Annotated in this window: 15 protein-coding genes and 1 tRNA gene; 5 read left to right on the plus strand and 11 right to left on the minus strand. The window is 63.3% G+C overall.

The features are described 5' to 3' along the window. Positions 1-12: 12 nt before the first annotated feature. The 8 genes from minD to VSR82_RS19360 form a co-directional block, all read right to left on the minus strand. Positions 13-828 (minus strand): septum site-determining protein MinD, encoded by an 816-nt coding sequence (minD, locus tag VSR82_RS19325; RefSeq protein WP_013088749.1) that lies wholly within the window; start codon positions 826-828, stop codon positions 13-15. Between the two features lie 105 nt (positions 829-933). Then, positions 934-1,746 carry a septum site-determining protein MinC gene (minC, locus tag VSR82_RS19330; RefSeq protein ID WP_429460580.1) on the minus strand — a complete coding sequence of 271 codons (813 nt, stop codon included), beginning with the start codon at positions 1,744-1,746 and terminating at the stop codon, positions 934-936. 207 nt (positions 1,747-1,953) lie between these two features. Then, entirely contained in the window at positions 1,954-2,487 is a 534-nt protein-coding gene (locus tag VSR82_RS19335) for a GNAT family N-acetyltransferase (protein ID WP_026227959.1), read from the minus strand. Between the two features lie 92 nt (positions 2,488-2,579). Further along, positions 2,580-3,365, minus strand: coding sequence for a type I methionyl aminopeptidase (gene map / locus VSR82_RS19340; protein WP_368584539.1), 786 nt, complete (start codon positions 3,363-3,365; stop codon positions 2,580-2,582). Positions 3,366-3,920: 555 nt separating this feature from the next. Beyond that, positions 3,921-5,516, minus strand: coding sequence for a hypothetical protein (locus VSR82_RS19345; protein WP_410849700.1), 1,596 nt, complete (start codon positions 5,514-5,516; stop codon positions 3,921-3,923). A gap of 741 nt (positions 5,517-6,257) precedes the next feature. Beyond that, positions 6,258-6,348: transfer RNA gene (locus tag VSR82_RS19350), tRNA-Ser, on the minus strand. A 198-nt stretch (positions 6,349-6,546) separates the two neighbouring features. After that, entirely contained in the window at positions 6,547-7,842 is a 1,296-nt protein-coding gene (serS, locus tag VSR82_RS19355; RefSeq protein ID WP_368584537.1) for a serine--tRNA ligase, read from the minus strand. Positions 7,843-7,906: 64 nt separating this feature from the next. Beyond that, positions 7,907-9,220 carry a replication-associated recombination protein A gene (locus tag VSR82_RS19360; RefSeq protein WP_368584536.1) on the minus strand — a complete coding sequence of 438 codons (1,314 nt, stop codon included), beginning with the start codon at positions 9,218-9,220 and terminating at the stop codon, positions 7,907-7,909. A gap of 226 nt (positions 9,221-9,446) precedes the next feature. On the opposite strand from VSR82_RS19360, the gene cytX reads away from it, so the two are divergent. After that, positions 9,447-10,763 (plus strand): putative hydroxymethylpyrimidine transporter CytX, encoded by a 1,317-nt coding sequence (cytX, locus tag VSR82_RS19365; RefSeq protein ID WP_429460583.1) that lies wholly within the window; start codon positions 9,447-9,449, stop codon positions 10,761-10,763. A 1,054-nt stretch (positions 10,764-11,817) separates the two neighbouring features. Here the strand turns inward: cytX and lolA are convergent. Together lolA and VSR82_RS19375 are read right to left on the minus strand one after the other, a co-directional pair. After that, positions 11,818-12,561, minus strand: a complete 744-nt coding sequence (gene lolA / locus VSR82_RS19370) for an outer membrane lipoprotein chaperone LolA (RefSeq protein WP_429460587.1) — start codon at positions 12,559-12,561, stop codon at positions 11,818-11,820. A gap of 170 nt (positions 12,562-12,731) precedes the next feature. Further along, positions 12,732-15,041: a DNA translocase FtsK gene (locus VSR82_RS19375; protein WP_429460589.1), complete on the minus strand. Its 2,310-nt coding sequence runs from the start codon at positions 15,039-15,041 to the stop codon at positions 12,732-12,734. A 390-nt stretch (positions 15,042-15,431) separates the two neighbouring features. Between VSR82_RS19375 and trxB the strand changes: the two genes are divergently transcribed. The 4 genes from trxB to VSR82_RS19395 all read left to right on the plus strand — a co-directional run bounded on the left by trxB (position 15,432) and on the right by VSR82_RS19395 (position 19,217). Continuing rightward, positions 15,432-16,433: a thioredoxin-disulfide reductase gene (gene trxB / locus VSR82_RS19380; protein WP_368584530.1), complete on the plus strand. Its 1,002-nt coding sequence runs from the start codon at positions 15,432-15,434 to the stop codon at positions 16,431-16,433. Positions 16,434-16,625: 192 nt separating this feature from the next. Continuing rightward, the gene (locus tag VSR82_RS19385; RefSeq protein ID WP_498857996.1) at positions 16,626-17,393 is read left to right on the plus strand and encodes a Smr/MutS family protein; all 768 of its coding nucleotides are present in this window, start codon (positions 16,626-16,628) and stop codon (positions 17,391-17,393) included. Positions 17,394-17,507: 114 nt separating this feature from the next. Continuing rightward, positions 17,508-18,167: a glutathione S-transferase family protein gene (locus tag VSR82_RS19390; protein WP_429460594.1), complete on the plus strand. Its 660-nt coding sequence runs from the start codon at positions 17,508-17,510 to the stop codon at positions 18,165-18,167. Positions 18,168-18,296: 129 nt separating this feature from the next. Continuing rightward, positions 18,297-19,217, plus strand: a complete 921-nt coding sequence (locus VSR82_RS19395; protein WP_368584527.1) for a LysR family transcriptional regulator — start codon at positions 18,297-18,299, stop codon at positions 19,215-19,217. 82 nt (positions 19,218-19,299) lie between these two features. On the opposite strand, the gene VSR82_RS19400 is transcribed toward VSR82_RS19395, so the two are convergent. Then, the gene (locus VSR82_RS19400) at positions 19,300-20,415 is read right to left on the minus strand and encodes an ABC transporter ATP-binding protein (RefSeq protein WP_368584526.1); all 1,116 of its coding nucleotides are present in this window, start codon (positions 20,413-20,415) and stop codon (positions 19,300-19,302) included. Positions 20,416-20,507: the final 92 nt, after the last annotated feature.

Below are 20,507 nucleotides of genomic sequence, written 5' to 3' on the forward strand. Positions count from 1 at the left end.
CGTGCGCTCCCCTTACTTGGTGCCGAAGAGGCGCTGCAGCAGCCCGGGCTTCTGGTAATCGACAAAGCGAAGCGATTTCTGCTCGCCGAGGAAACGCGACACGACGTCCTTATAGGCTTCGGCCACATCTGTGCCGTCCAGATGCACGGCCGGCAGACCCTGGTTCGACGCGTGCAGCACCGCTTCCGACTCCGGAATCACGCCGATCAGATCGATGCGCAGAATCTCCTGGATGTCGGTCAGCGACAGCATTTCGCCTTCGCTGACGCGCTTCGGGTTGTAGCGGGTAATCAGCAGATGCTCCTTGATCGGCTCCTTGCCTTCGATCGCACGCTTGGTCTTCGACGACAGGATGCCGAGAATGCGATCGGAGTCGCGCACCGACGACACTTCCGGGTTCGTCACGATCAGCGCTTCGTCGGCGAAGTGCATCGCAAGCAGCGCGCCCGACTCGATTCCGGCCGGCGAATCGCAGACGATGTATTCGAAGTCCATCGCGATCAGATCATTGATGACCTTCTCGACGCCTTCCATCGTCAGCGCGTCCTTATCGCGCGTCTGCGAGGCCGGCAGGATGAACAGGTTCTCGCACTTCTTGTCCTTGATCAGCGCCTGGTTCAGATTCGCTTCGCCCTGGATCACGTTGATCAGGTCGTACACGACGCGGCGCTCGCAGCCCATGATGAGGTCGAGGTTGCGCAGGCCGACGTCGAAGTCGATCACGGCGGTCTTGCTGCCGCGCAACGCGAGGGCCGACGCAAAGCTCGCGCTCGTGGTCGTCTTGCCCACGCCACCCTTGCCCGAAGTCACCACAATGATTTTTGCCATTACCCTTACCTTGTGTTCGTCAAATGCGTCAATTGATGCGCGGCGCGCGTCGCCCTGAAACGCCGCATGCCGAAATCGCTCGGGCAGCGCGCGTTTCCCGGCGCATTACGTGAGCCGCAGCGGTTCGATCATCAGTTTTTCGTCTTCGAGCCAGATCTGCACCGGCTTGCCGAGCACGTCGGCCGGCAGCGGGTTCTCGGTCGTTCGATAGATGCCCGCGATCGAGATCAGTTCCGGTTCGAGACACGTACAGAAGATGCGCGCGTCGTGATTGCCCTGCACGCCGGCCAATGCCCGGCCGCGCAGCGGCGCGTAAATATGGATGTTGCCTTCCGCGATCACCTCGGCGCCATAGCTGACGAGACCGAGCACGACCAGATCGCCTTTCGCGTAGATGCGCTGGCCGGAGCGCAGCGGCTTGTCGACCACCATCGTTTGCGGCGACGTGGCGAGGCGCACCGGCTCGACGGCGGAGGTGGGTTCGACGGCGCCGGAAGCGGTGCTGGTGGATGCGCTCGTGCCGGCGGCTGCATCGGGGCCCGCCGCCGCGCTTGCCGCGCTCGCCGTGCCGTCCTCATCGGTCTGTCTGGCCGGCGCGCCGCGTCGGTCGCGCGCTTCGAGCAGCGGCAATCCCGACTCCGTCGCCCACTGTTGCTCCGCATTCGCGACCACGCCGACCGGACGCATGCGCACGCTGTCGAGCAGTTGCGCGATGTCGGCGAGCGGCACGCGTTCGTTGTCGGCGAGACGCCGTACGTCGATCGCGACGACGTCGTTAGCGAAGAATTCGGGCGTCGCCTCGAAGCGTCGCGTCAGTTCGGCACGCATCGCATCGAGGTCGGTCGTTTTGACCACGAACATCAGCGTGTCGACAGAGCCGCTGCGCAGTTCGAAAAAGGGCGATTTCTTGGGCGACATAGCGTTCGGCAAAAAATTTTGCGTATTTTACAGGCGTACGTGCGCGCGGCCACTTTTTTTCCCGGGAGAATCGGTGCTCGCGCGTGGGCGCGACGCGTGTCGTCGATGCGATCGACGCGCGACGGCGCAAAGAAATACTGGCGGGAGAAAAACCGTGATGAACGGACGGCGAAGACGAGCGGCACGCGTGACGCGCCGCTTGGGTGATCACTGTTGAAGCACCTGCGAGGTAGTCGGCACGTGCCGCACCAGCAGACTTTCGACCTGCTCGGGCGCGCGCTCGACGCGCCGGTGCTCGCCGGTCGGGCCAAAGCCGAGCGCCTCGTAGAAGCGCATTGCGTTGCGGTTCGTGTCGGCGACCCACGCGTAGATTTCCGTGGCGCCCGCATTCGCGAGCCAGCTGCTCGCCGTGTCGACGAGCAGTTCGCCGCCGCGCAGATGACGCACGGCCGGCGCCACCCACAATTCGCAGACGAACGCGCGGCGCGCCGCGGTGTCGTCGAAATGCGCCTCGACGAGGCCGGCCGGATGGCCCTCGGTGTAAAGCAGGAACGTGCCGACGGACTGCGAAACCGCGTGATTCGCCGCGGTCGCGTCGAAACTGGCGGCATCGGCCGACAACGCATCCTCGAGCGTCGCGCCAAAGGCATATGGCGCCTCCCGCAGCGAGGCGGTGCGGAGTTCGCGAAATACGGCGCCCTGATCAGCAGTGATGCGGCGAACGGTCAATGACGGACTCATGCAGACGAAAACCCCTGGAAACCCTAACGCGTAGCTTTAACCGAACCGGCCGGCGAGTCAAATTTATTATTGACCAGAATATGCGATCCCGCTCACGGCGCGTCGTAGTTGCCGGTGCCGTCCGGCCACGGCGTCAGCAGCTCATAGCCGTCGTCGGTCACGGCGACCATGTGTTCCCATTGCGCCGACAGCGAGCGGTCCTTCGTGATCACCGTCCAGCCGTCGCGCTGCACCGACGTGCCGGCGCGGCCCGCGTTGATCATCGGCTCGATCGTGAAGACCATGCCCGGCTTCAGCCGCACTCCCTGCCCCGGCTGGCCATAGTGCAGCACCTGCGGGTCCTCGTGATAGATCTTGCCAATGCCGTGCCCGCAGTAGTCGCGCACGATCGAGAAGCCCTCGCGCTGCGCGACCTTCTGGATCGCGTGGCCGACGTCGCCGAGCGTCGCGCCCGGCTTCACCTCGCGGATGCCGGCCACCATTGCCTCGTAGGTCGTGTCGATCAGCGCGCGCGCGACCGTGCTCGGCTGGCCGACGCAGTACATGCGGCTGGTGTCGCCGAAATAACCGTCCTTGATGATCGCGACGTCGATGTTGATGATGTCGCCGTCCTTCAGGATCTCGCCGCGATTCGGAATGCCGTGACACACGACATGGTTGACCGACGTGCAGACGGTCTTCGGAAAGCCCAGGTAGCCGACGTTGGCCGGAATCGCCTTCTGCGTGTGGACGATGTAGTCGTTGCACAGCGCGTCGAGGTCGTCGGTGGAGACGCCTGCCTTGACGTGCTCGCCGATCATTGCCAGCACATCGGCGGCGAGGCGGCCCGCAATGCGCAGTTTCGCGATATCGTCGGGAGTCTTGTAGGTAATGGCCATGAATTCAGTCGATGTGAGTCGCGGGTCAAACGCGAAATGACCCGCCGCGCCCGAAAGCCCGGCGGCCCGCAACCGCCGCTCGATGGGCGATTTCGGGCAATTGTACAGAGGATCGCGGAGGGACCCCGAGCAAACCGGCTGAAGAGATGCTCGGCAGGCGGCGGCGCTGGCGGGGCGATTTCGGGCTCGCGCCCGAATCAGAGTGACCCCGTTCGTGCGTGGTGGGCTTGCCCGGCCTGCGCGCTCACATGGACTTTGGGAAAAAAGCTCGAACGTTCATCGAGCCATGCAACGCCATCGCTCAGTTTCCCGAACTAAATCGCGGACGTCCAGTCAGGCCGACCGCTGCATCCCGCTCTTCGCATATCGTACGGATCACGCGAATTGCGTGTGGCTGCTTCGGGGAAAGCGCGGCGGCGGCCGCGTCGCTCGCGGATGGTGATGAAGGGGTTGCGGGTGGCATGAGGCGCCCACCCCCTCGCCTCGATACGCTGAGGCAAGGGGTCGGGCGCGATTCTTACCGACGCTCAGGGTTGCTTGCGTCGATATCTGGGCTTAGTTGTCGGGATTCGCCGCCGTAAAGCTTTGGAACGCACTGTACGCCGGATTCAACGGTGTGCCGTTTTTCATGATGCCGAACGTCTGGTCGCCGCTGTCGAGCACGTAGTACATGACGCCCTGGATATTGTGCGTCTTGCGATTCTGATAGAACTCGCCGAGCCTCGTCGTGATGTAGTTCCCACGATAGGTCTCGTCTCGTTCCGGTCCGGTGTTCCACTCGGTGATGAGGAACGGCACGCCGTAACGGGCCTTGCAATAGATCGGCAGATCGAAGCCCGGTTGGGCGCCGTCCGCACCGAGGGAGAACACGTCGCCATACACCTCGTAGTTGTGCCACGTGGTGATGTCCCAGCGCACGGTCGGGTGGCCGCTGCTACCATCGGGCTGCATACCGTCCCACAGCGCGTCCGCCGCGCCGACATCGTTCACACAGAAATTGATGCCGCATTTCGCGTTGGACTGAACCGACTTCACACCGTCGATCATGCCGCGCATCACGCCGCGCATCACCGGCCAGTTCGTGTTGTTGAAGTCCGACGCCTTCGTGCCCGCACAGGTGAAGTCCAACACTGTGGCGTTAGTGCGCGTCAACTCGTTGCCGCATTCGTAAATGGTCACGCCATATGGCTTCAGTGCGTTCGCGATGCCTTGGGCGACCGAGTAACCCTGGTTGTAAGCGGCACTCTCGTTGGCGAACAGGTTGCCATTGGAGTCGTAGACGCCCTGATTGACCAGCACGATCAACGTCATGCCCGCCGACTGGAAAGCCTGCGCAAGCCCGATCAGTGCGTTCAGCTGGGTCGAAGTGTTGGTGCAGCCCACGCGATAGCTGGTGCAGCCCATGCCCTTCAGGATCGATACGACCTGTTGAGGCGTGTAGGTGTAGTCGAAGTGGCCGTTCATGCCGTAGAACATGCCCGCGGCCGGTGCGATCGCGGTGCGCGGATCGTTACATGGCAGCCAATGACCGGCGGTTTCGTTGTTCACGTAGAACTGGCCACCCGTGCCGCAATGCCAGATCTTGCCGCCGTACCACAACAGAAGCGAGACGTTGTACGTGTTGCCTACGGTCGCCCCATTGCAGTAAATGACACCGTTGGTCACCGTCCAGATGTTGTTGGACTTGTCGATGATGTACGACGAACCGGGGATCGTGGTGCCATCAGCCGAGGTGCCGCCGAGGCGCGGGTCGAGGCAACCCTTCCAGCCCGAGCCCGTCCATTGATAGAACTGACCACCCGTGCCCTCGTGATAGATCACGCCGGCGTAAAACAGGACCATCTGCACGTTGTAGGTGTTGCTTGCCGGCGAACCGTTGCGGTAGACCGAGCCACCGACACCTCCGGACAGCGTCCAGACGTTGCCGGAGTTGTCCGTGATGGACGAGGCGGGCGGAATGGAGACACTGTTCGGATCGCTCGTCTTCGCGACGGCCGTTTTGGAAGCCGCGGTACCTGAAGCGCCGCTTGCAGCGGCAGCAGCGGCAGTCTTGTCGTCCGCGGTTCCGGATCCGCCGCCACCGCATGCGGCCAAAAGATAACTTGCGCTCAGGGCCGTCAGGCCCCCAATGAATTGACGTCGTTTTATCATCGCGGAGTAATTCCAAATGTCGGGAAAATTCCCGATAAAAAGACCAAAGGTGAATTCGCTGTGATTCGGACGGACAATGCGTAAGGATTCGATGCAAACGAATTTGCATTCCTTAAAAACATTTGTCCCGAGGTGCCGTGGAACGCACGTCTGTGATGTCCGATTGAACCGATGCTCGCGAAGAGGCTCCTCGCGGTGGTCCAGATTGACAATGCTGGTGCGCGTCAGTCCGCAAACGTTTGCCTTGCGAACCTTTTACCGATTACTGCCGCAGCTGTTGTTTTCCAGGAAAATTCTTCCCGTAAAAGCTGCTGACGGCGTAAATCGTACCCTGAATGAATGACCGAGCCCAACCAAAAATCGTATTTATTTGTAAAAAAGGGCAGATCTTGCCGAGATCTGTGGGGTCGGCGAAGATTCGCGCTTTAAGAAGTCGATCGGGGGGCGGGTCGCCCGCAAATTTTCCGACTTCGACCCCTTATAGCGCGCGGCGGCCATGTCCTGAATGCGTCCCCGCATATGATTCAGGGGAGAGCACAGCACGTATCGCTTAAGGGATTTGTACGGAAATGGGAATGAAAAAGACCACGAGCAACGAATAGCTCATGTACAAGAAATTGAAACAATCGATTTCGCCAATAGAAATGATGCTTCAACAATATCGGATTGACTTGACAAAACAATTCGAAAACCAAAAAACAAAAAACCCCTTGATCACGATGATCAAGGGGTTTCAGAATTTGGCGGAAAGGGTGGGATTCGAACCCACGGTACGGGGAAACCGTACGCCTGATTTCGAGTCAGGTACATTCGACCACTCTGCCACCTTTCCGGGTATTCCAACTTGTTGCTGCTTCGTCGGATCCAAGCGGGCCGTTGCTTGGGAGAAAAAGATTATAAAACAGCTCGAATCAGTTTTCCAAGCCCCTCGACGAAAAAACTTCTAAATTTTTTCCGAGAGGCGTGGGTGCCGGCAGCGGCACTGTCAGCCAAGCTGACGATACCGCGTCTACGCACACGCCGGTGACGCTCAGGCCGCCGGCACTTCCAGCCGCTCCACTCCGCCGAGGTATGGCCGCAATGCCGTGGGCACCGTCACCGAGCCATCGGCGTTCTGGAAGTTCTCGAGCACCGCGACGAGCGTGCGGCCCACCGCGAGACCCGAGCCGTTCAGCGTATGCACGAGTTCCGGCTTGCCCTGCGCGTTGCGGAAACGCGCCTGCATGCGTCGCGCCTGGAACGACTCGGTATTCGAACAGCTCGAAATCTCACGATAGGTGTTCTGCGCGGGCAGCCATACTTCGAGGTCATAGGTTTTCGCTGCGGAGAAACCCATGTCGCCGGTGCACAGCGTGATCACGCGATACGGCAGTTCGAGCTTCTGCAGAATCGCCTCGGCATGGCCGACCATCTGCTCGAGCGCGTCGTACGATGCATCAGGAGCGACGATCTGCACCATCTCGACCTTGTCGAACTGATGCTGGCGGATCATGCCGCGCGTGTCGCGGCCGTACGAGCCCGCCTCCGAGCGGAAGCACGGCGAGTGCGCGGTCAGCTTGATCGGCAGTGCGTCCGCTTCGACGATGCTCTCACGCACCGTGTTGGTCAGCGAAATTTCCGAGGTCGAGATGAGGTACTGCGTGACCGTGCTTTCACCGCCGCCCTTCTCGACGCGGAACATATCGTCCGCGAACTTCGGCAGCTGGCCCGTGCCGTACAGGATGTCCGGATTCACGATGTACGGCGTGTAGATCTCGGTATAGCCGTGCTGCTGCGTGTGCGTGTCGATCATGAACTGCGCGAGCGCGCGATGCAGCCGCGCAATCTGGCCGCGCAGCATCGTGAAGCGCGCGCCGGACAGCTTCGCGCCTGTCTCGAAGTCGAGGCCGAGCGGCGTGCCGACGTCGACGTGATCCTTGACCTCGAAGTCGAACTGGCGCGGCGTACCCCACCGGCGCACTTCGACGTTATGGGCTTCGTCGTTGCCGACCGGCACGCTTTCGTGCGCAAGGTTCGGCACGCCGAGCAGCAGGTCCGACAGACGCTTCTGGATGTCTTCGAGCTTGACCGCCGACGCCTTCATCTCGTCGCCGATGCCGCTCACTTCGGCCATTACCGCCGACGTATCTTCGCCACGCCCTTTCATCGCGCCGATCTGCTTCGACAGGCTGTTGCGGCGCGCCTGCAGTTCTTCGGTACGGGTCTGGGTATCGCGGCGTTCCGCTTCGAGCGCGGCGAAGGCCGCGACGTCGAGGGTATAGCCGCGGTCGGCGAGGCGCTTGGCGACGCCGTCGAGGTCTTTGCGCAGCAACTGGATGTCGAGCATGGGATGGGACGGATGTTCGTTGTATGAAAACGCGATTTTAGCGCACCGGCACAGGCGAAACGCCTCAAGCCTTCTTCGGCTTGTTCTCGGCGCGCCACCGCGCATCGAGCTCGCCAAGGCGCGCGAGCTTTTCGCCGATCTTGCCTTCCAGGCCCCGCGGCGTCGGCTCGTACCAATGCGGCTCGCGCATGCCGTCTGGCAGATAGGTCTCGCCGGCCGCGTACGCATCGGGTTCATCGTGCGCATAGCGATAATCGTGGCCGTAGCCGAGTTCCTTCATCAGCTTGGTCGGCGCGTTGCGCAGATGCACCGGCACCGCGCGCGACTGGTCCTTGCCGACGAAGCGCCGCGCCTCGTTGTACGCGTTGTACCCGGCATTCGATTTCGGCGCGACCGCCAGATAGATGATCGCCTGCGCGAGCGCGAGTTCGCCTTCGGGCGAGCCGAGACGCTCGTAGGTCTCGGCGGCGTCGAGCGTGATGCGCGCGGCGCGCGGGTCCGCGAGGCCGATGTCTTCCCACGCCATGCGCACGATGCGCCGCGCCAGATAACGCGGGTCCGCGCCGCCGTCGAGCATGCGGCAGAACCAGTACAGCGCGCCGTCCGGGTTGCTGCCGCGCACCGATTTATGCAGCGCGCTGATCTGGTCGTAGAACGCGTCGCCGCCCTTGTCGAAGCGGCGCAGATTTTCCGCAAGCGCACTGCCCAACAGCGCGCCGTCGATTTCAGTGGTCTTCTGCTGGGCGGCCGCGCGCGCGACGATCTCGAGGTTGTTCAGCAGCTTGCGGCCGTCGCCGTCGGCGGAGCCGATCAGCGCGGCGCGTGCTTCGTCGGTGAACGTGAGGCCGCCGAGCTCCTTCTGCGCGCGTTCGAGCAGCTCGCGCTGTTCGTCGTCGGTCAGGCTCTTCAGCACGTAGACCGCGGCGCGCGACAGCAACGCGCTATTGACCTCGAACGACGGATTCTCGGTCGTCGCGCCAACGAACACGAACAGGCCCGACTCGACGTGCGGCAAGAACGCGTCTTGCTGGCTCTTGTTGAAGCGATGCACTTCGTCGACGAACACCAGCGTCTGATGGCCGTTCGCGCGATGGATCTGCGCGGTCTCGACCGCCTCGCGGATATCCTTCACGCCCGACAGCACCGCGGACAACGCGATGAACTGTGCGTCGAACGCATCGGCCATCAGCCGCGCGAGCGTGGTCTTGCCGACGCCGGGCGGGCCCCACAGGATCATCGAATGGGCCTCGCCCGATTCGAACGCGACCCTGAGCGGCTTGTTCGGCCCGAGCAGATGCGACTGGCCGATCACTTCGTCGATATTGCGTGGCCGCAGGCGTTCGGCAAGCGGAACATTGGCACGGGTTTCTTCAAACATGACGTTTTGGGGATAATCTCGGCTTTCCGGGTACGCGCCGCGTTGAAGCGGCGCCGCGCGGGACAAGCGCAAAGCCCGCGCACGGCCGCAAGCAGACGCAACAACGCGGGCAACGTCCTGCATTATGACAGTGACGGCGGCGGCGCGACGGCCGACCCGGCGCGCCGACAGCGCATAAATTCACAGCACAGAGCTTCACCGCACCACCACGAGGAACACACATCAGATGGCTCAAGATTCTGTCGCCGGCGAGGCCGGCTCCACCTACGCGCCGCTCACGCCGGTGCCCGACGCGCGCCGCGCGTTCCGTACCGGCGACGCGTTCGCGCTGTGGTTCTCACTCGGCATCGGCCTGCTCGTCGCCCAGGCGGGCGCGCTGCTGGTGCCGGGGCTGTCGCTGCCGCACGCGCTCGTCGCAATCGTACTGGGCAGCGTGATCGGCGTCGTGCTGCTCGCGCTCGCGGGCGTGATCGGCACCGACACCGGCCTCGCGGCGATGTCGTCGCTGCGTCCGACGCTCGGCGTGCGCGGCGCGTCGGTGCCGGCCGTGCTGAACATGGTGCAACTGGTCGGCTGGGGCTCGTTCGAAGTGATCGTGATGCGCGATTCCGCCGATGCGCTCGCGAAACAGGCATTCGGCCTGTCGATGCCGCTCGTGTGGACCGTGATCTTCGGCCTGCTCGCAACCTTGCTCGCGATCAGCGGCCCGCTGTCGTTCGTGCGGCGCTTTCTGCGCAAGTGGGGGATCTGGCTGCTACTCGCGGGCGCCGCGTGGCTCACGTGGAACCTGCTCGCGCGCCACAATCTCGCGGACCTGATGCAGCGCCCCGGCACCGGCGAGATGTCGTTCGGCGGCGCGGTCGACCTCGTGGTCGCGATGCCGCTGTCGTGGCTGCCGCTGATCGCCGACTACACGCGCTTCGGCCGTCGCGCTGGCGAGACGTTCCGCGGCACGCTGTACGGCTATGGCATCGCGAACATCTGGTTCTATGCGCTCGGCGCGGTCTATGGCCTCGCGGCCGGCGGCGGCGATGCATTGCTCACCGGTGCGCTCGCGCAAGCAGGCGGCGGGTTTGCGCTGCTGCTGATCCTGATCGACGAAATCGACAATGCGTTCGCCGATATCCATTCGGCCGCGGTGTCGACCGGCACGTTCTGGAGTCGCGCGAGCGTGCCGCTGCTGTCGGCTGCGTTCGGCGCGCTGTGCACGCTGATCGCGCTGCTCGTGCCGATGGCGAAGTACCAGAACTTCCTGCTGTTGATCGGCTCGGTATTCGCGCCGCTGTTCGGCGTCGTGCTGATGGATCACTTCATCGTGCGCAAGCGCCGCATCGATGCCGCGATCCTCGCCGATGTGCGCGGCCGCTACGGCTTCTCGGGCGGTTGGCACCTGAGCGCGTTCGTCGCGTGGGCGATCGGCATCGCGTCGTATCAGGTGATCAATCAATGGCTGCCGAATCTCGGCGCCACGCTGCCGTCGCTCGCGATCGGCGCGGTGTGCTACTACGTGTTCGTATCGGCGCGCAAGACTGCGTATGCATGAGCGCGCCAGTCTGAGCGCGTTGCATTAGACGCGGCCGCCAGAAAATAAAAAGACCTGCGATGCAGTTGCAGGTCTTTTTTATGGCGGTAAAACCGCCTGCCGCCGTTCGCGCCGCCGGCTATTTCTTCGCGGCTTTGCGCCGACGCGATTCGACCTTTCGACACAGGTCCGTGAGCAGCCAACGGGCGACAGTCTCGGGGCGGTTCGGCGCGTACGACGCGAATTTGCTCTCGTTCGAGAAATGGACGACGACGGTGCCCGTCATGATGCGATAGGTTCCGGCATAGTTCACGCCATCCAATTCGACACTGAGCGCGTGGGTGGTTTCGTATTCCGCGAAAGTCAAAGGAAGAGCGATATCTCAAAAACGAGTATCTCTACGATTTTTCGGAAGTCAAAAAGGATATGCAATTCGTTGCATATTGAAATATTACCGACAGGTAATCATTGCGGTTTTTGCCCGACAAACCCAAATAATGTGCACGCTATGTGCATGAAAAATCTCAGAGCTATTGCCGTTCAAGGGAAACCGACGGCGCATCGGCAAAACGTTCAAGCGCGCGATTGCCTTCCCGATGGGCTTCGGCCTCATCGATAAAAGTTTTTTCGCTATATGCAATGACCTTGAAACCACTTCCCGCCGACCGTGGAACCGTGATACCCCAATGCCACCCGCCCTCCTGTTCGAATACATGGAGGGACGGGGACAAGCGTAAATCGTGTGACGTAGACAATCTCATGACATGCCTCACCTTTCCAGACATTCGAAGCGACAACCAGCTTCGACCAGTTTAGGCGTTATTTTGTTGCGTTGCAGCAAAAAATTGTTAGAGACTGCGAGCCCAATTCTGGAAATGATCGGACGCGCTAACTCAGCCCATCAGCGATGCCGGTCTTTACAGTCTCGCACTAAATCATTACGTCTGCCGGTACGACGATTTGATTTTCATCGCGGCACAGAGCGCGCATCTTAAGCAATCCGCGCGCCTCGTGCCAGGCGAAACAAAAAAGCCGCGCTCGACAAGCGCGGCTTCGCCGGCGCGCACCGCGCGATTCATCCGTTGATCACGTCCGCGCCCTTCGGCACCGTGAACTTGAATGCATCGGACGGCAGTTGCGGATTTTTCTGGATGTTCGAGAAAGTCAGCAGGGTGACGTTACCGAACACGTCGTGCAATTCCATCGCTTCGAGATTACCGTCCTTGAAACCGATGCCGACCCGTTCGAACTGCGTGTCCTTCGCCTTCGGCGTCAGTTCAAGCCAGTCGATGCCGGCCTTCACGCCCGCGTCGCGCAGCGTGAAATTCTTGTCCAGATCGTTGCTGCCGAACAGGATCGCCGCCGGGCTCGCGCCGAGCGCGTTGCCGAGCGCGCGCACCGTCACCTGGTTCAGATCCTTGTCATAGACGAACAGCTTGTCGCCATCCGCCTGCAGCAATTGCGAGTAGGGCTTCTCGTATTGCCAGATGAACTTGCCGGGCCGCGCGAACATGAACGTGCCGCTCGACGTGGTCGGCTTGCCCGGATTCGCGGTAGACAGCGCGGCGCTCGCACCCTGCGCCTTGCTCGGCGCGCGCACTTCCTGCTGCACGAAGGTGCCGCGCGCGGAATGGACCTGCGAGACGAAGGCCTTCAGTTGCTCGGTGCCGCTCGCGAACGCGTGCGACGCGACGAGCAGCGACGCACCGATCGCGACACTGCCGGCGGCGCGCGCGATCTTGCGCATGCCGCGGCACACGCGCTCGCCGAGGCGGCCCGCTCGACGCTGTCGGGCATCCTGCTGCGCGATTGCTTGCATAGGTATTTCTCCGTTGAATGAATTCGGTGATGGGCTGCGCCGGTTCGCCGCACTCGCTGAACACAAAGTGACCTGGGCCGGCGTCGAGCCGCGATGGCGCACATGGCGCACATGGCGCACATGGCGCTAGACCCAGCGGCGCTCGCAATAGCTGCAATGGCTTGTTGCGGCTATTCCGCTTCGCGCGCCGGCGCCAGAATCTCGCGATTGCCGTTCGACGACATCGCCGACACCACGCCCGAATTCTCCATCTGTTCGAGCAGACGCGCCGCCCGGTTGTAGCCGATGCGCAGGTGCCGCTGCACCAGCGAAATCGACGCCCGACGATTCTTCAGCACGACGTCGACCGCCTGATCGTATAACGGGTCCGACTCGCCTTCGGTGGACGCGGTTCCCGCCGAGCCTTCGTCGCCCTCGCCGCTCACGCCGCCCTCGAGAATGCCCTCGATATAGTTCGGCTCGCCCTGCTCCTTGAGCTTGTCGACGACGCGATGCACTTCGTCATCCGACACGAACGCGCCGTGCACCCGCACCGGCAAACCAGTGCCCGGCGGCAGATACAGCATGTCGCCCATGCCGAGCAGCGACTCGGCGCCCTGCTGATCGAGGATCGTGCGCGAGTCGATTTTCGACGACACCTGGAACGCCATGCGGGTCGGCACGTTGGCCTTGATCAGGCCGGTGATCACGTCGACCGACGGACGCTGCGTCGCGAGGATCAGATGGATGCCGGCCGCGCGTGCCTTCTGCGCGATTCGCGCGATCAGCTCTTCGACCTTCTTGCCGACGACCATCATCAGGTCGGCCAGTTCGTCGATGACGATCACGATGTTCGGCAAACGCATGAGCGGTTCGGGATCGTCAGGCGTCAGACTGAACGGATTCGGCAGCTTCTCTTCGCGCTTGGCCGCTTCGTCGATCTTGTTGTTGTAGCCGGCGAGGTTGCGCACGCCGACCTTGCTCATCAGCTTGTAGCGGCGCTCCATTTCGGCGACCGCCCAGTTCAGCGCATGGCCCGCCTGACGCATGTCGGTGACGACCGGACACAGCAAATGCGGAATGCCTTCGTAGACGCTCATTTCGAGCATCTTCGGATCGATCAGGATCATGCGCACCTGCTCGGCGCTCGCCTTGTACAACAGCGACAGGATCATCGCGTTGATACCGACCGACTTGCCCGAACCGGTCGTGCCGGCGACGAGCAAATGCGGCATCTTCGCGAGGTCAGCGCACACCGGCTTGCCGCCGATGTCCTTGCCGAGGCCCATCGTGAGCGGCGACGCGGCATCCGCATACACGGTCGAGCCGAGAATTTCGGACAGGCTCACGGTCTGACGGCGCTGGTTCGGCAGCTCCAACGCCATGTAGTTCTTGCCCGGAATCGTTTCGACGACGCGGATCGACACGAGCGACAGCGAACGCGCGAGGTCCTTCGCGAGGTTGACGATCTGACTGCCCTTCACACCGGTGGCCGGCTCGATTTCATAGCGCGTGACGACCGGGCCCGGATACGCGGCGACCACGCTCACTTCGACGCCGAAGTCCTTCAGCTTCTTCTCGATCAGGCGCGAAGTGAATTCGAGCGTGTCCGCGGAAATGGTTTCCTGCGCGGCGGGCGCGGGGTCGAGCAACGAGATGGGCGGCAGCGTGGAGTCGCCTGGCAGATCGGTGAAGAGCGGCACCTGGCGTTCCTTCTCGACACGCTCCGACTTCGCCGGCGCGGCGAGCGGCGGCACGATCACCACGGGCTCGTGCTCCTCGATGCGCACGCGGCCCTTCTCGACCTTGCCTTCGCGCTTCACGGCGGCCGCTTCACCGAGCTTGCGATCGAGCCCGGCCTCGCGGCGCAGCTTCGCGAAGGTCACCGCAGAAATGATCGATTCGCCGACCTTCTCCGCGACCGACAGCCACGAAAAACGGAAGTACAGCGACAGCCCGATGCCGAGACCGAGCAGAAGCGCGAGCGTGCCGCCGGTGAAGCCGAGCGCATGCGAGATGCCGCGCGCGACAGCCTCGCCGATCACGCCGCCAGGCGCACGCGGCAACTGCACTCTCAGCGACCACATGCGCAGCGCCTCCAGGCCGTTGCACGACAGCAGCACGAGCATGAACGCGAACGCGTCCGCGAGCCAGCTGACGCCGCGCGGCGCGTCGTCGTCCTGCGGCTCTTCGTTGCGGGTGATGCGCTTGTAGTTCGCGGAGATGTGGCGGCCGAGCAGCACGATCCACCAGTAGGCGGACAGGCCGAACAGCAGCAGCAGGATGTCTGAAGTCCATGCGCCGACGCGGCCCGCCCAGTTCGAGATATGGTCGACCTGCGCTGCATGGGTCCAGCTCGGGTCGTGCCTGCTGTAGCTGACGAGGGACATCAGCAGGAACACGCCGAGGGCCACCTGCAGAATCCAGCGGATTTCGGTGAGGAGGCGCGACATGCGGTGAGGCAATGCCTGCGCGCTCGCGGTATAGGGAGCTTTTGCCATTGATCCTGTTGCCTGGGGTAGCCGGTTCAGGCTGAAACTGCCGCCGGGAACGCGGCCCGAGCCTCGCCGCGCGCGGCTTCGGGCCCGATCCCGGCTACCGGAAACTTCGATCCGGGCTATTGTAAACGCTGTGTCCCGCGCGAGGCTGTAAATGACGGTAACTTGGCGGTTTGACCACAATGGATGCGCGACGCGCGCTAAATTCGTCGTATCGCGCCGCGTGCTCACCCCGCGCGCCCACGCCGCCACGCTATCGCGGCGATGAGAAAGCTTGATGGCGCAGCCCTACGCCCCGCCCTTTATAATGCCGGTCTGATATCCATCTACAGTTTCAGTTCAAAAACGCACGGCTACGCAATGGCGAGCCGCGCGCCGTACAAGGATTCGATCATGCCCGCAACTGCAACGAAACACGCCAAGGTTCTGATTCTCGGTTCCGGCCCCGCCGGCTATACGGCGGCGGTTTACGCGGCGCGCGCCAACCTCGCGCCGGTACTCGTCACCGGCCTCGCGCAAGGCGGCCAGCTGATGACCACGACCGACGTCGAAAACTGGCCCGCCGACGCCAACGGCGTGCAAGGCCCGGAACTGATGGCGCGCTTCCTCGAGCACGCCGAGCGCTTCAACACAGAAATCATCTTCGACCACATCCACACGGCGAAGCTCGATGAGAAGCCGATTCGCCTGATCGGCGATTCGGGCGAATACACCTGCGACTCGCTGATCATCTCGACGGGTGCATCGGCGCAATATCTCGGCCTGCCGTCGGAAGAGGCGTTCATGGGCAAGGGCGTGTCGGCCTGCGCGACCTGCGACGGCTTCTTCTACAAGCAGCAGCACGTCGCCGTGATCGGCGGCGGCAATACGGCCGTCGAAGAGGCGCTGTACCTCGCCGGCATCGCGAAGAAGGTCACCGTGATCCATCGCCGCGACAAATTCCGCGCCGAGCCGATCCTGATCGACCGTCTGCTCGCGAAGGAGAAGGAAGGCGTCGTCGAGATCAAGTGGAACCATGTGCTCGAAGAAGTGACCGGTGACAATTCCGGCGTGACCGGCCTGCGCATCAAGCACACGCAGACTGGCGAGACCACCGACATCGCGCTGCAGGGCCTGTTCGTCGCGATCGGTCACAAGCCGAACACGGACATCTTCGAAGGCCAGCTCGAGATGAAGAACGGCTACATCATCACCAAGGGCGGCCTGAACGGTTTCGCGACCGCGACCAGCGTGCCGGGTGTGTTCGCCGCCGGCGACGTGCAGGACCATATCTATCGCCAGGCGATCACGAGCGCGGGCACCGGCTGTATGGCCGCACTGGATGCGCAGCGCTATCTCGAGACCATCAACGAGATGGCCGGCGAGCACGCGATGAGCGCGGAAGCGGACCGGTGATCCGCTGATCCACGGCGCGCCGCCATCGGGCGGCGCGAACTCGCGACCACGGTCGCGACAGTAAAATGACGGTAGCGCGCAGCGCAGCCGTCATTGGCTCACGAAGGCCGCGGCTGCAATGCCGGCGGCCTTTGTCGTTTTTGCCGCCTCGGCTTCGCACCACCCACCGACCTTTCCGCCTGTATTGCCGACATGCCGAAGAATCAGCCCCATCCGAACGAACCGAAACGTCCGCAGGCCCCCGCGCGCCCCGCGCCCGCGACGGCTGCACCCGCCGTCGCGCCGAAGCTCGATCGCGCGTCCGGGCTCGCCGGGCTCGGCGCGTTGCGTAACGCGTTGAAGGGTGACGCCGAGCGACGCGAGCGTGAACAGGCTGCGGCGCGAGCGGCGCAGCGCGAAGCGGCCGCCGACGCCGATCTGTTCCGCCGCGAGATCGGCAAAGTCGCGCCGCTCGCGATTCCGCCACGTGCGACGCTCACGCGCAATCCCCCGCCGCCCCTGCCGGTGCAGACGCTGCTCGATGAGGAAGCGGTGCTGCACGAAGCGATCTCCGACGAATTCGACCCCGAAGTGCTGCTGGAAACCGACGAAACGCTGTCGTATTGCCGCCCCGGCGTGAGCCGCGACGTCGTGCGCAAGCTGCGGCGTGGCGACTGGATCGTGCAGGCGCAGATCGACCTGCATGGCATGCGGCGCGAAGAAGCACGCGAGGCGCTCGCGGAATTCATTCGCGAATCGGTCAAGCGCGGCCTGCGCTGCCTGCGCGTGATTCACGGCAAGGGTTTGGGGTCGATCGGCAAGGAGCCGGTGCTGAAAGGCAAGGTGCGCGCGTGGCTCGTGCAGAAAGCCGAAGTGATCGCGTTCTGTCAGGCGCGCCCGCATGACGGCGGCGCCGGCGCGGTGGTCGTGCTGCTGCAGCCGGGGTCGTTGCCGCCGCATGGGGCAAACGTGAAGGTCTGAGGTCGATTTTTTCGGCCGTCGTTCGTCGTGGGGTAAACGGCCAGCCTGGCCGTCGCGCGGTGGCTCTCGCCGCCACCGTGGATTCGTGCTGTGCAACCTTCAAAGGTGATCGCGATGCCCCTGAAGCTTTATGCCCATCCGTTCTCGTCGTACTGCCAGAAGGCCCTGACCGCGTTGTACGAAAACCACACGCCGTTCGAGATGCGCGTGCTCGCATACGACGACCCGCAGATCATGGCCGAATTCGCCGCGCTGTGGCCGATCAAGCGCTTCCCGGTGCTCGTCGACGGCGGGCGCACGGTGGTCGAGGCGACCATCATCATCGAATATCTGGGCCTGCATTATCCGGGGCCTGTCGCGTTGTTGCCGGCCGACCCGCGCGCCGCGCTCGAGGTGCGCATGCTGGACCGCTTCTTCGACAACTACATTTCGACGCCGCAGCAAAAGGTCGTGTTCGATAGCCTGCGCCCCGAAGCCGAGCGCGACGCGCGTGGCGTCGCCGATGCGCGCGCGATGCTCGACACCGCTTACGCCTGGCTCAATCGCCACATGGCCGAGCGCGAATGGGCCGCTGGCGACAGCTTCAGCCTCGCCGACTGCGGCGCCGCCCCGTTCCTGTTCTACGCCGACTGGACGCATCCGATCGACCCCGCGTTCGCGCACGTGCGCGCGTACCGGCAGCGGCTGCTCGCGCGGCCGTCGTTCGCCCGCGCGGTCGACGAGGCGCGGCCGTATCGGCCGCTATTTCCGCTCGGCGCGCCGGACCGGGATTGAGCCGCGAGCGGCGGTGGCTGATTCGCGCGAAAGAGGCGCGGCAGACAACCTGATTTCGTGGCTGTAGACTTCCTGTCGTGTCGCAAACCTGCCCCGCTCTTCTCTTGGCTCACCACCACAAGGCACCCTATGGACCGTTTCGAAGCGATGGAGATCTTCACGCGCGTGGTCGAAGCGAACAGCTTCACCAAGGTTTCGGAATCGCTCGATCTGCCGCGCGCGAAGGTCAGCCGCACGATCCAGGCGCTCGAGGAACACGTCGGCGTGCGGCTCCTGAACCGCTCGACGCGCCAGGTCAGCGTGACCGAAGACGGCGCGTCGTTCTACGAGCGTTGCGTGCGCATTCTCGCCGACGTCGCCGATGCCGAGTCGTCGCTATCGAACAAGCGTGAGAATCCGGCCGGCACGATCCGCGTCGACACGTCCGGCACGCTCGCGCGCTCGCTGCTGCTGCCCGCGCTCGACGACTTCTACGAACAATATCCCGCGATCGACGTACGTCTCGGTCTCGCGGATCGCAACATCGATCTGATTCAGGACGGCGTCGATTGCGTGATCCGCATGGGCACGCTCGAAGAGTCGAGCCTCGTCGCGAAGCGCATCGGGCTTGCGCGCATCGTCACATGCGCGTCTCCCGCGTATCTGCAGAAGTTCGGCACGCCGACCACGCTGGCCGACCTCGGCGAGCATCGCGCGGTCAACTACGTGTCCGCGCGCAGCGGCCGCACCTTCCCGTTCGAATTCGAAGTGGACGGCGAAATCGAGCGCGTCGCGATGGATAGCACGCTCGCCGTCAACGACGGCTCGGTCTACATCACCGCGGGCGTGCTGGGCCACGGCATCATCCAGCCGTCGCGCTTCATGGTCGCCGAGCTGATCGAGCAAGGCGCGCTCACGGAGATTCTCGGCAACTACACGAGCCCCGGCACGCCGCTGTCGATCCTGTATGCGCATCGCCGCAATCTGAGTTCGCGGCTGCGCGCGTTCATCGATTGGGTCGGCGAGCTCGCGCGCAGCAATCCGGATTTGCGTTTGCCCGAGTCGGCATGACGGCTCCAAAAGCAAAAGCCCCATGCGCAACTGAACGCATGGGGCTTTTCTGATGCGACGTCTCTAGCGCGTATGCGACCGCTTACGCAATCCGCTCTTCATTCGACGGATCGAACAACACCGCCTTCGACGTATCGAACAGCAGCGTCGCATTCTTCTCCGGTTGCGGGTTCGACGCCGGGTGCACGCGGCTCACGATGCGCTTGCCGTTGACCTGTGCGAACACCAGCGTGTCCGGACCGGTCGGCTCGATCACGTCGACCTTCACTTCGACCGGCTGCAGCTTCGAGTCGTCGCCGTGCGCGCTGCGCGCATCGGTGATGCGCTCCGGACGCAGACCGAGAATCACGTTGTTGCCGATGTGCGAGCGCACCTTCGCCGAATCGAACGGCAGCACCAGCACCTTGCGCGCGATGCCCGTATCGAGTTCGATGCCGACACCCGAGCCCTGCTCGACCAGCTTGCCTTCGATGAAGTTCATCGGAGGCGCGCCGATGAAGCCCGCGACGAACAGGTTCGACGGCGAGTCGTAGATTTCCTGCGGCGCGCCGAACTGCTGGACGATGCCGTCCTTCATCACCGCGATGCGGTCGCCGAGCGTCATCGCTTCGATCTGGTCGTGCGTCACGTAGACGATCGTCGTGCCGAGGCGCTGATGCAGCAGCTTGATTTCCGAGCGCATCTCGATACGCAGCTTCGCGTCGAGGTTCGACAGCGGCTCGTCGAACAGGAACATCACCGGATCGCGCGCCAGTGCGCGGCCCATCGCGACGCGCTGACGCTGGCCGCCCGACAGCTGACCCGGCTTGCGGTCGAGCAGATGCTTGATCTGCAGCGTGTTCGACACGCGCTCGACGATCTGCGTCTGCTCCTGCTTCGGCACCTTGCGGATGTTCAGCCCGAACGAGATGTTGTCGCGCACCGTCATCGACGGATACAGCGCGTACGACTGGAACACCATCGCGATGTCGCGATCTTTCGGCGACAGGTTGTTGACGGTCTTGCCGTCGATCTGGATCTCGCCCTTGGTCACGGTTTCGAGACCGGCAATCATGTTGAGCAGCGTCGACTTACCGCAGCCCGAGCCGCCGACCAGAATCAGGAACTGGCCGTCTTCGATGTCGATATTGACACCCTTCAGAACCGGCACCCCGTTCGGGTAGGTCTTGTACACGTCACGGATGGAAAGGCTTGCCATGCTGTGAATCCTCTAGTCTCTGGTACTGCTTGAAAACGTCTTGTCAGGTGACGGCGGCACGCATTCGGTGAAACGCCGTCGCTCTACGATGA

This window comes from Burkholderia sp. JPY481 (assembly GCF_038900515.1).
Lineage (GTDB): Bacteria > Pseudomonadota > Gammaproteobacteria > Burkholderiales > Burkholderiaceae > Paraburkholderia > Paraburkholderia youngii.